The sequence below is a fragment of the Actinoplanes sp. NPDC048791 genome, assembly GCF_040650095.1.
Taxonomy (GTDB): domain Bacteria; phylum Actinomycetota; class Actinomycetes; order Mycobacteriales; family Micromonosporaceae; genus Actinoplanes.
In genome coordinates this window covers 26,840-37,632 of the sequence record NZ_JBEZGQ010000006.1, presented here as the reverse complement: position 1 = coordinate 37,632, position 10,793 = coordinate 26,840, and the positions used below count along the sequence as shown (strand labels likewise).

5 protein-coding genes and 1 tRNA gene are annotated in these 10,793 nt (G+C 67.1%); 2 read left to right on the top strand and 4 right to left on the bottom strand.

The genetic code is table 11. From position 1 onward, the window contains the following. Together AB0C29_RS01515 and AB0C29_RS01510 are read left to right on the top strand one after the other, a co-directional pair. Nucleotides 1–376 (top strand): ATP-binding protein (locus AB0C29_RS01515; RefSeq protein WP_360813872.1); only part of this gene is annotated, 376 nt, incomplete at its 5' end. A gap of 41 nt (nucleotides 377–417) precedes the next feature. Next, nucleotides 418–1,026 carry a response regulator transcription factor gene (locus tag AB0C29_RS01510; RefSeq protein ID WP_360813874.1) on the top strand — a complete coding sequence of 203 codons (609 nt, stop codon included), beginning with the start codon at nucleotides 418–420 and terminating at the stop codon, nucleotides 1,024–1,026. A 146-nt stretch (nucleotides 1,027–1,172) separates the two neighbouring features. Here AB0C29_RS01510 and AB0C29_RS01505 read toward each other — a convergent pair. The 4 genes from AB0C29_RS01505 to AB0C29_RS01490 all read right to left on the bottom strand — a co-directional run bounded on the left by AB0C29_RS01505 (nucleotide 1,173) and on the right by AB0C29_RS01490 (nucleotide 9,604). Beyond that, a tRNA-Lys gene (locus AB0C29_RS01505) sits at nucleotides 1,173–1,232 on the bottom strand. 379 nt (nucleotides 1,233–1,611) lie between these two features. Then, nucleotides 1,612–2,805, bottom strand: a complete 1,194-nt coding sequence (locus tag AB0C29_RS01500) for a hypothetical protein (protein WP_360813870.1) — start codon at nucleotides 2,803–2,805, stop codon at nucleotides 1,612–1,614. 2 nt (nucleotides 2,806–2,807) lie between these two features. Beyond that, entirely contained in the window at nucleotides 2,808–8,369 is a 5,562-nt protein-coding gene (locus AB0C29_RS01495) for a hypothetical protein (RefSeq protein WP_360813868.1), read from the bottom strand. Nucleotides 8,370–9,265: 896 nt separating this feature from the next. Beyond that, nucleotides 9,266–9,604, bottom strand: a complete 339-nt coding sequence (locus AB0C29_RS01490; protein ID WP_360813866.1) for a hypothetical protein — start codon at nucleotides 9,602–9,604, stop codon at nucleotides 9,266–9,268. Between the last annotated feature and the right edge of the window lie 1,189 nt (nucleotides 9,605–10,793).

Genomic DNA, 10,793 nt, shown 5'->3' with positions numbered 1-10,793 from the left:
GGCCGACCAGGGCCTGGCCGGCGCGCTCGTCGCTGTGGCGGCCCGCAGCGGCCTACCGACCACCGTGGACGTCGGTGACTTCGGCCGGGTACCCGCGGCGGTGGAGACGGTGGCATACTTCGCGGTCACCGAGGCGCTGAGCAACGTTACCCGGCACAGTCGCGCAACTCGTGCGGGCGTCCGCGCGTACCGTCACGGCGATCTGTTGACCGTGACGGTGACCGACGACGGCGCCGGCGGGGCGGACGAAGCGCGAGGAACCGGCCTCGCCGGCATCCGCCGGCGGGCCGGCGCGCTCGACGGCACGCTCAACGTGCGCAGCCCGATAGGCGGACCGACCGAGATCACGCTGGAGGTGCCGTGCTCCGAGCGGTGATCGCCGAGGACAACGAGTTCCTGTCCGGCGGCTTGGAGCTGATGCTCAGCACCAACGGCTTCACAGTGGTCGCGACCGTCGCCGACGCCGACTCGTTCCTCGACGCGGTCGACGAGCACCGCCCCGACGTGACCGTCGTCGACGTCCGGCTACCACCGACGTTCCGCGACGAGGGCATCCGGGCCGCCATCGAAGCCCGGCGCCGCCACCCGGACCTCCCGGTGCTGGTGTTCTCCCAGTACGTCGAGCGGGAGTACGCCACCCAGCTACTCGCCGGCGCCCCGCGTGGCATCGGCTACCTGCTCAAGGACCGGGTCAGCCGCATCGACGAGTTCATTGAATCGCTACGCCGGGTAGCCGGCGGCGGCACCGCGTTCGACCCCGAGGTCATCGCCCAGCTACTGACCCGGGCCAGCGACGACCCCGTCTCCATGCTGACCCCGCGGGAACGGGAGGTGCTCGCGCTGATGGCCGAGGGCCGCGACAACACCGAGATCGCCGGCCGACTGTTCATCACCGCGAACGCCGTGCACAAGCACATCAACGCCATTTTCGGCAAGCTGGGCCTGGCCCCGACCGACGGCGGGCACCGTCGCGTACTCGCCGTCCTGACATATCTCGCGGTCCCGGCCCGGCGTCGCCTGGGCTGAGGAGCCCAGCGACCGGAGCGGCGAGGACATCCCCGAGGCGGGTACCACGGATGCAAAGCGGATCAGGGGCTGGACTGATGCACACCGCAGAACGGGCAATATAGCGCATTGATCCGGTTACTCAGTGCCATAATCACAGGTCAAAGTGGGCCGCCCGGGACTCGAACCCGGAACCTATGGATTAAAAGTCCGTCGTTGGCCACTCTGTATGGCTTCGTAGAGTTACCGCGATTCGTCCGCAGCCACAAACTATCCGTCCGGTCAGGTCCGGGCTGGTCAGACATGAGATGGTGGACAGCAACTGACGGACCGCACCAGCCACCTCGTCGAGTTCCGCATGCGTTCGGGAGCGTCCGGCCACGCTTGGAGACATCCGAGCGACCAGCGAGCTACCACGACAGTAAGAACCTTCTAAACCGGAGCAGCGGGCGGCCATGACGTGTCGGGCGCCGGTTCCATGTCATGCGCCGCGCGGCCATGTCCCGGCGGATCATCGGAATGACCGGCGTGATGACCTCCGTCGGTGCTGAGCGGCCTCGCTCGTCGGCTGACCCCTCTGCTCCTCGACACGGGCGGCGACTTCAGTCACCGGCCGCCGTCCAATTTCAGCGGAGCGAACGCGGCAATGAGATCTCGTTGCTCGTCGCTAGTCAAGGCCGTCAGGTGGGCCAGCTTGTTGCGGGCCTGCCAGAGCAGGTGAACCGCGTCCCGCAGAGGGGGCCGGTTGCGGCCGGACAATGCCCGGACCGCCACGAACAGCGGACCTACCTCGAGCACGTCCGGGACGTCACCGAGGACGGACCTCACCGCCGCCTTCCCGCTCACCCGGAACAGGTCGGCCGCGACAGCCTGGCGGCGTGTCTCGATCCATGGCAGCAGCACCCGTGCCTGAGCGGCCCACACCGCGTGCCGGATCGTGTCCGCCCGGTCGGCGATCCCGCGTACGACCGGGACGCACTCGTCGTGCCAGAGGTCGACGGCGCCGTCGTCCCAGTGGTCGGCAAGGTCGCCGGTGGGACACCGGCCGGTGAAACGCGGCAGCCGGGTGAAGGGCGGTGGCCCTCCTGCCGAGGCGGGGATGAACTCTTCGATCAGCGGGCTCAGTGTCCCCGGATCGCCGTCCCAGGCGCTGGCCAGGTGCACGGCAAGACGAAGATCCCACCGGCAGACCTCCAGAAGGGTCTCCAGGCGCACATCCCGCAGCACACCGGGATCGGACCGGCTCTCGACCGCCGGCCGGATTCGGGCCGCGACGTCCCACCGGCTCAGACGTCCCCACCACCAGATCGGCTCGAAGGTGACGTCGGTGTGGTCGGCCCCCAGCCGGGGCAGCGCGTCACGGGTGCAGACCATGAGCAGGCGCGGCCGGGACTCTGCGGACCGGGGCCGAGACTCGGCGACCAGCCGGCCTACCGTGCCTGCGACCTCCTGGCGGTGCTTCGTGTGCAGCAGGGTGCAGTCGAACAGCGCAGTCTTACCGGCGGCATCCTCGTGGTCGAGCAAGTATGCGGTGCTAAGCGGACCATCCACGATGTCGAGTGCCTGAGCCAGCCAGATCAGCGGCCCGGACTCCTCCTCGTCCGTGGCAACGATCCGGGCGTCCGCGCCGGAGGTCCAAAGTGCGGTGCTCAGCGCGCTGGTGAGGCTGTCCACGAAATCCCGGTCCTGGCCGAGATAGGAGGGCAGGACCACTGCGGCGTGGCGGCCACGGTTGGCTTCCCGTACCGCCTCGGCGATCAAACGGGCTGGCCCGGGCAACCGCCAGGTCTCGTCGTCCATGTTTAGTTCACGCCGTGGAGCAGCGCCGCAGCGGCGATCCGGTCCAACAGCCACCCCTTGCCCTCGGGGTCCTGGTCCACCGCCTCCAGGCTGACCATGCGATTGAGTAGATAGTCCGGGTCATGGCCCCAGATCGCCTCTAGGTCGCCCTGGGTTACCGGCTCCACGTCGATCCGATGGGTATCCGTGTCGACGGTGGTGCAGTACCGCGCCCACAGCGTCGCCTCAGCGGCGTTCTCACCTAGACCAGTCTCAGTCAGGAAGGCGGCGGCCTGATCAGCGTCGGCGAACGGCAGGCGTAGGCCGTCCAGAACGTCCTCGGTACTCCGCCCCTTCGCCGCCAGCATGACCGCGTTCTCCACGAGGGTCGGCCACCCGGAGGTCAGCTGATGCAGCCGGCGTCGTTCATGCGGATTGTCGAACGGGAAGTCGTGCCATGCCCGCAAGCCCTCGGCTGACCATCGGCGGAGGCTCAGGCGCAGCTCGTCATCCGGGTTGGCCGGGTACTCCGCCGGGAGGGTGTACTCGGCCGAGTTCACCACGATGATCGCCCGGACGATAGTCGACGCGGCGACCGCCCGTACCGCCCGGCCGAAGTCGGCCTCGAATTGCTGCCGCTGTCGCGGCGGGCATTCCACCAGCAGGAACCGGTGCCGTCCCCGTGCGCCGCCGATCAACACCCGGGGCACGTCGCTGAGCGGGACGACCTCGAAGGTGAGCTGGTCCTTGGAGGCCGCCGCGATGGTCAGCGCCTCCGCCACGCGTTCGATGCCCAGCGCGGGCGAACCGGTCACCACCGCGGTGGAGTAACGGGCGCCGGCACGCAACACTCGCGACGTCGTTCCGCTGTTCCGGGCACTGTCACCGACCAGGTCGGCGATGTTTGCGTCGGTCAGCGGGGATCGTCGTGGACCGGAACGCTTGGTGGTCGGCAACGCTGCGCGGGTCATCGTCGGGTTGTACTCGTACGGCAACTCAAAGTGCACCGAGGCCTCGCGCAGTTCCTGGTCGAGCGCGTTGCGGGTGCCCAGCATGGCGACTACGTTCGGTGAGCGCATGCTGTAGGACTCGCCGGTGCGGCGCAGCACGCCGAGGCCGACCATCTCATCCAGGTACCGAATGAACTCCGTGCGGGTGAGGACCTCACTGGAGAACGCCTTCGGCCAGTAGGCCTCGCAGTACACCCGCAGGTCCTCCGGCTCAAACGGGGTGCCCGCCGGCGCCTCACTGCTGAGCAAGGCGACCACGATCGCGATCACGCGGTACCGGTTGTCCAGGTTGATGGTCCAGCGAAAGCGCTGCCCGATCAGGTTCCGGACGTCCCGGTTCTCGTAGACGGCGTCGATGTCCTCGCTGGTGATTGCGACCCGGCCGCCGGACGACGACAGCGGGCGCTCACGCAGATGGTTGACCAGTGCCTCACAGAAGATTTGAACCAGGCTGGCCTGGTAGTTAGTGAACGCGGCGACCCGCCAGACGAGCTCGTTGCGCTCGAACTCGTACCCGATCGCCCGCAGCGGTTCAGCGACCAGCTTGCGGACCTCCGCCGGGCGTAACGGCCCGATTAAGATGTCGGTGCCGCCGTGCGCTACCGGCGTGTTGGCCGAGTCGTGGAACCGCTGCACCTGGTGCAGACCGGCGAAGACCGGTTTGAACCGACGGTCCGAGGACTCCATCAGGCTCTTCAGCCGTTGCAAGGTTTGGAACCGGGCACCACCCTCGGCATCCTTGGAGTCCTTAGCCTTCGGCACGAAATCGGCGGTGAGGAACAGGTCCGCCTCGTCGAGGAGCAACAGGAGCCGGTTCGCCCCGTCCCGGTCTAGCCACCGCTTGATGCCGGCTTCGACAGCCGCCGGCCCGGCGTTGGCCGGCAAGCCGGACGGCAGGACGTCCAGCGCACGCAGATGCCGGTTGAGCAGGGCCCACAGTTCCTTGGGCTCGTGTGACTCGCCGATGCCTTCGGACTTGAGGTCTAGGTAGAGAGCAACCTGACGGCCGGCCGAACCTCGGGTCGTGTTCTCAGTGAACAGCTTTTCGACTCGCCGCAGCAGGGCCGACTTGCCGAGCTGCCGGCCGCCGTAGACGAACATCGAGCCGGTCGGCGACTCTACCTCAGCCCGCTCCCGGTCCCGGCCCACGAAGACCTCGTCGGGCACGTCACCCCCGGCGAACGGGGTGTAAGGGTTGATCGAGCAGAACGGCAAAGTGATCCGCTGGGTGAGCCGGAAGTCTGGTTCCTCCCGCGAGGCCAGCCACCCGATGACGGCCTCGTCAACGAGCAGCACAGTGCTACTGGTGTCCCGGCCGGGGCTGCTCAGATTGCGCAGCTGAAGACGCTGCTGGGCCGTAAGGGTGCCGAAGTACAGGATGATGTTGGGGCCGGTCCGGAGCCGGTCCGGGATCAGGCTGAGGAGACGGCCGGGAGTCGCGCGCTCCCACATGATCGCGACGTTGTACCGCCCGTTGGCCTGTGTGCCGAACTGCGGGACGTAGGAACGACCGGCCGGCTTCGCGCGTACCTGGTAGAGCGCAGACCGGGTCCGAGGCGCGTCGGACAAGGTACCGAGGTAACTTCCCTCCGCGGGAACCAGGCCCAGCATCCTCAGGATGTCGGCGATCAGCCGACGGCGCTGCAGGTTGCCCGGGCTGTTCGACAGTTTTTGCTGGCGGAGGTTACGCCACGAGGCGATGCCATCCCGGATGATCTCCGACACCGAGTCGCCTGCGGGCAGCTTCTGTGTTACCCGCGCGATCACGTCGTTGTTCGCGTCGCCGCTCTCAGCTTCGGCCGCCAGATTCACGATCCGGGGGAAGAAGGCGGCGAAGTCGTCGTCGACCGGCTGGGCGCTGTCCTCCGGAAGCGCCTGACCGGCCGCCAGCAGGGTGAGGAACTCCTCGGCGGTGACCTCGTCGCCGTCGTCCAGCAACGCGACGATGCGGGCGTTGTCGGCGGGCGAATGGGAGACGTCGTCGATCCGGATGCGCAGCTCCTTCCGGTACTCCCTGAGCTCGGCGTGCGCGTCCGACAGCAGCTCGTCGAGCCGGCCCATGGTCAGGTCGAAACGGTCTGACCGGGTCGTGAAGGTGGCGCGAAGCCCGTCGAGCCTGCCCTGCAGCCCGTGCGCGATCTCGTCGCGGCCCACCGAGCGGAGCTTGGCGATCGCGGACTCAGCGGTGCCCACCGCCGTGTCGTGCCGCTGTTTGAGGTCCCGGCGGGCCTGTCGGCAGGCCTCTCGGAGAGCGGTGTCGTGCTCGATGTCCGTAACGTCGTCGAGCACTTTGATAGCAAGGGCGACGTTGCCCCGCGCGAGATGCCCGTACACCGCGTCGCTCAGGCTCCGCCCGTTGAGGGCGCCGTCCAGCTGTGCCGGTGTGATTGGCTCGCTAGGCCGGCCGTGCTCGTCCCGGTCCACCTCGAAGATCAGCCGTGCGGCGTGTTCCTCGAGCCCTTCAAGCGTGTGCGTGCCGACCGGAGCGGGTTCGGCGGCGATCCAGAGCGCGACCTGGTGCAGCGCTGCGGAGCCGACCTGACGGATATCCCCGACCCGGTACCTGCCAGCGGCCCGGCGAAGCCCGTCAAGCTGGGTCAGATTGGTTCCGTGCTCGGCTTGCCGGATCGTCGCGTGCAGGCTCATCGCCTGTTCGATGAAGTCGCGAACCTCGACTATCGACTCCTCCAGCCGAGTCCGGGCGTTCGCCACAATTTCTTTGCGGAGCTGCGACTTGGTGCTGACCCGGGCGTCCGCGATATCGATCAGTGCCCGGACCCGCGACCTGTCGTGCAGTTGGGCGGCTTGCCGTTGCAGATCTTTTACCCGTTCGTCCGGGACGCCGCTGGTCGGCAGGTCCATCTGAGCAATCTGGGCGATGTCGGTGAGCGCGGTGCCGAGCTCGTTGCCGTCCTTCACCAGGTCGTGCAGAATGCGGGAGGCCCGGGTGAACTTAATGTTGCGGTGCAGCAGAGTCTGTCGCAACTGCTCAGCGGCCCGGGCGATGTCAGACCACTGTTCAAGGACCTGCGGGAAGCTAGCGTTCTCACCGGTCGGGCGGGTCTGTCCGCGGTGGACGGCCTGGACAGCGGTAGTGACCAGCTCCTGCACGGTTTCGCCCTCGATGCTCGCCCGGTCCACCAGTTGTTGGAGGCCCACCGGTGAGTAACCGCTGTTTAGCCCGAAGCGCAGGCACGCGGCAAGCAGCACGCGGGCCTCATCGACGCTCGCAGTCCCGACGTCCGCCTCGTCCGGCGCGAAGGCCGCCTGCTTGGCCGCGGCCTCGGCTGGGTCGCAGCCCATCGAGGCAGCAAAGAAGTGCAGGGCCTGCCGCCGTACGCGAGACTCGCCGGCCGCCCGGGCAAGCAGCCATGCCAAACCGTAGTCCTCACTGAGCAGCAGTGCGACGATGCGAGGCGGATCGCCCTCGTCCCAAGGCGACACGGGCGATCCGGCCAGGATGACCGGCTCCGGCTCCTCCGCTGGCGCTTCCACCTCGGCTGCCTGCGGGGACACGTCAGGAAGCGCCTCGATGTCGAGAGCCGATTCCTCCGGAGAAGCTGGCTGCGTCTCCGCAAGCGTCTCAGCTTGGGATTCCACAAGCGGCTCGGGGTGCGCTTCTGTGGGTGGCCCTGCTGGTGCCTGGGGTACGGCCGACACCTCGATCCCGGCGTTGGCCAGGAGCGCCTCCGCCTGGTCGTAGAAGCCGAGTTCACGCAGCCCGGCAGAGGTGTTCAGAAGGAGCTGTCGCCGATCCTCTTCCTTCCGACGGTGCTCCTCCACCCGGTGGGCGCGTTCTGTCGCCTCCCGGGCGCGGTCCTCCGCTGCGCGGATCTCGTCGGCCAGAGCGGTCGCAGCGGCGCCAAGTGACTCCGTCCGCCGACCGAGTGCGTCGTTCACCGTCTCCATGAGGTGATCCGCATCCATGAACCACCCCGTGAGATCGTCGAGGGAGTCGGACGCCGGCCACGCCGAGTCGATCGTGTCCGCAGTGGCGCGCAGGGCCATCGCCACCTCGCCCCCCTGGGCACGGGCCACAGCAACCCGGGCCAGAAGCTTCTCCAGTTCCGTTCCGGTGCTGGCCGTCTCGATCGCGGCCGTTTCGGGTGCCGACTCGATGGTCATCTCATGCGGTGCCGGGTCGGGGTCGTCCTTGATGTCCAGTAGCGTCATAGCCGACTCCCACTGGCTGTCGAGAAGGTTGGGGCCGTGGATCGCGGGTTCGGCCATCATGGCCAGGATGACCACGGCAACCGGGTGCACCTCAGTCCGGAAGTGGCGGGTCAGTAGGCGCAGGCCCTCGTCGGTGGTCGTCGGTGCGTCCAGCAACCATCCCGGAAAGCGGCCGTGAACCGCTTTGTGCAAGGGCTGAAAGATCGAACTCAGACGTTTCGTGTCGGAACTAGTCACAACCGACCGGAACGCGCGCAGCGCACGAGGGCGCCCCTGCATCAGTTCCGCCGTCGTTACCCGGGCCGCACGCGCGGCGAGGGCAGTGACTGAACGCTCGGCGGTGAGGACTGCGTGAAGATCGGAATCGCTCAGGCCGGTGACAGCCATTTTGAGTCGTGGCACGTTGGGGTTCCTTCACACGCTGCTCAGAGAACCGACATGAAATGAAGATTCGTTGGAAGATAGCGGAAGTGCCGTGTGACGCCAAGGGCCTAATAGCTTAAAACATTCGGCACCTATGCTGAGATTGGCGGTGCCGCTAATCAAGATCGGCACCGAACGGTTGGGCCGGAGACCCGATGCCTACATAGCAATTGATCTTGGGTTTAGCTGGGGATTCCTGCGGCATGTCGGGTCGGGGGTGCGGCGTGACGGCGCGAGTCCCGACAACCTCGCCCTGCGACCAAAGTCCAGTCACCTGCCGACCCGGCCTCGGCAGAGGGTGCCCGGTTTCGGCGGCCCGTTATGTCGCATCGACCAAGCCCGGCTCCCCTGGGCCCCGGCAGCAAGCTCGAGCAGCGCACCACGACGGACTCACGGCAACACGGAAGCCACCCAAAGGGCGGCCTCTGCACTCAAGTGCTGATTATTTCGCAGCATCTTGTCCCTCGGCCGGCCGAACCCGGCACTCCACCGAAGCCGACGCGCTCATTACATCAGTTCGTCGGGGAGGACGACTATGGCCAGCACCAGCAACACCCTCAAACGATGCGGATGCCGCAACAGCCGGGGCAGACGGCTGAACCAAACTGCCCGCAGCTACCCGTGCGCAGGCACGGTTTCTTGGTACTTCCAGTGCTCCGGGCCGGACGTGTTCGGCAGGTCCAAGCGGATCCGTCGCGGCAGCTTCGTCTCGCAGGCCGCCGCCCGATAAGCCCACGCCGACCTTGCCCGGGTGATGCCGCTGGGTCGGGCCAATGCAAGTTCGCCAGCGTATGGGCCGACCGGCTGCCGTCTAGTTTGCCGTCGTCAAAATATGTGCGCGCGTGGCTGCGGCATCCGAGCACCACCAGAGACAGCTAGCAGGCCGATAGCGGCGGCAGAGCCTCGCGCAGAAACCAGACGTTGCTTAGGTAGAGCGGGCCGTCGCCGGTCTGCCCGACCTGCTGGCCAGGCACCAGACGCACCCATCTTTGGTCCTCGTAATAGCCGGGCTCACCCGCCGATCCGTTACGCAGCATCTGCCCGTCAGCGACGACGCAGGAGACGGCGACCGCCTGCCCCACCGATACCCGCCCCTGCTGACGGGTGCCAACTGGGCAGGCGTCGAGCTCACATCCGCTCGACATACCCGGCTTGGTCCACAAGCCGATCGTTTTTGCAGGAATTCGGTTACCGGCGTACTGGCCGCTGACCATGCCCTCGACTGTTCTGACCGTCGGCGAGGCGGGCCTGGACACGGTGCCAGACGGCCCGGTCGTCACGACCGCCGTAGGCGAAGCGGTGGCTGACGGCACAGCTGCCGAATCCACTGGCAGGTTCCTTCCGTCACCTCGTAACACTGCGATATCAACCACGACCGCCGCAATCAGCGCCGCGGCGACGGCCGCGCCGATCAAGAGCGAACGCCGACGCTGGACGCCGGGTCCTCCGTCCCGACCGGATCCGGCGGACAAACCGACCGAAGCTAGATCCGGTGGCGGCGCGGATAGAAGCGGCTTGCGCGGATCTTGCTCAGGCCACCACAAAGCCACGAGTTCCGGCCTCTCAAGCAGCCGAGCGAGCGCTCTGGCTTGCTCGAGGACAGGGCCCCTCTCCGGCGGGCCGTCGAGCCACCTGCGAATGGTCCGCTCGCTGACACCCAGCTGCTTTGCGACCGACGCCCGGGATCGACCGGTATCGCGGATCGTCGCTGCGGCCAGATCGCTGGCCGCAGCGCATGGTTCGGCGGTATCGGAAGGTCGCCCTATGCGCCTTCCTGCCTTCGGCTCGTCTCCATCGTGGGTCATATCGATCCTTCCTGACCCGGGCAAAAACTCGCCCACCTCGCCTGACAAGCCGTTGAACTGCGGAGACTTTCCGCCCCTTTCTGTCCCTGGACGGCACATTTTCGCCGCCGGGACGGTAGTACCCAAGACCCCGGCGGGGGCATACCGGCATGGGGGTCACACGAGAGGGGAGCCACCCCTGATGTCGTTGCGTGAACTAGTTGCAACGCGAAGCAATACCGAGGGTGACCTGGAGCACTAGTGAGGCGCGGTCGTGGCGTAGTGGAAACCGTCGGCGATGGCCTAATATGTGCTCCGGAGATACTGGAGGGGCCCAACGGGAACATGTGGCATCGAACACCGCTACAGAGCGGAGTGCCGCATACATCCGATCCGAGCCAGGTCTCAGGTTCTCGACAGACGGCCGAGGAGGGGTAATGAACAACCGCTAGACCGGGGACTCCCGTAAACGGTAAGAGCGGCACCCGGGCCCACCGGGTGCCGCTCTTCGTGCCAGGCGTCTCGACAGATCGCCGAAGGTTCTTCCAACAGCTTACAAACATCGAAGATCATGCAACTCGTACGATCGGCCGAGGCGTACCGTCGGCCGGAGTCCTCA

What these genes read in the sequence shown, in the direction of transcription:
- AB0C29_RS01510 (WP_360813874.1), top strand. Translation starts at nt 418, where the DNA reads ATGCTCAGCACCAACGGCTTCACAGTGGTCGCGACCGTCGCCGACGCC.
- AB0C29_RS01500 (WP_360813870.1), bottom strand. Translation starts at nt 2,805, where the DNA reads ATGGACGACGAGACCTGGCGGTTGCCCGGGCCAGCCCGTTTGATCGCC.
- AB0C29_RS01490 (WP_360813866.1), bottom strand. Translation starts at nt 9,604, where the DNA reads ATGGTCAGCGGCCAGTACGCCGGTAACCGAATTCCTGCAAAAACGATC.